Genomic DNA, 803 nt, shown 5'->3' with positions numbered 1-803 from the left:
AATCCACAGGACCGTGGCCGCCACGGCACCGACGCTGACCCACCGCCACTTGGGATCGGCGCGCGACGGACCAAAGCGATAGATCGCCGCCAGCCCGATCATGGTCAGCACCGCCATCAGCGGCCATTTCAGCCATTCGGCGGCGGTCTCCAGCGTCGGTGACAGCGGCAGGAAGGCGATGACCGACGGCAGCACGATCAGCAGCGCGATCGCGACCGCCAGGCCCAGGATGGCGCATACCGTGATCAGAAGCGCGCTGAGATACAGCTTGATGAAGCCGCGGCCCTCCTCTTCGTCATAGGCGATGTTCAGCCCCTCCATCAGGGTCATGACGCCCTTCATGGCGCCATAGATCGCGATGGCCAGACCAAAGGCCGCGACCAAGCCGGTCGCCGTCTCATCGCCGCTGGTGACCTTCAGGACCTGTTCCTGAAGCACCGCTCCGGCGCTTTCCGGGATCAGGGCCATGACCGTGTCCAGCTGGCTGGCGATGTCGGCGGGGTCCAGCACCAGACCCGCGATCGAGATCAGCGCGGCAAGGGCCGGGAACACCGACAGCAGCGCATAGAACGCGATGCCCGCCGAAACGACCGAAATGTGGTCGCTGGCGATCTCGGTCTTCACGCGAACAAGGATCTGCTTCCATTCCGCCATGGAAAATCGTGTCGGAGAGGCTGTCCCCTTCTGGTCTGTCGAAAGGGTCGTCTTGGTACGGGGCACGTGGTTCTCCAGCGCTGTAATGGGCAGGGTCGGCAGGTCCGCAAGCTCACGAATCTGTCATCTGTGCAGACGTAAGGCGATCA

1 protein-coding gene is annotated in these 803 nt (G+C 63.6%); it reads right to left on the bottom strand.

Annotated elements, in window-relative coordinates; all coding sequences use genetic code 11:
• Positions 1 to 654 (bottom strand): YihY/virulence factor BrkB family protein (locus TW83_RS16755; RefSeq protein ID WP_045983924.1); only part of this gene is annotated, 654 nt, incomplete at its 3' end.
• Between the last annotated feature and the right edge of the window lie 149 nt (positions 655 to 803).

The sequence above is a fragment of the Paracoccus sp. S4493 genome (assembly GCF_000967735.1).
Classification (GTDB): domain Bacteria; phylum Pseudomonadota; class Alphaproteobacteria; order Rhodobacterales; family Rhodobacteraceae; genus Paracoccus; species Paracoccus marcusii.
The sequence above is the reverse complement of the archived record's forward strand: the minus strand, read 5'-3'. Positions and strand labels throughout refer to the sequence as shown.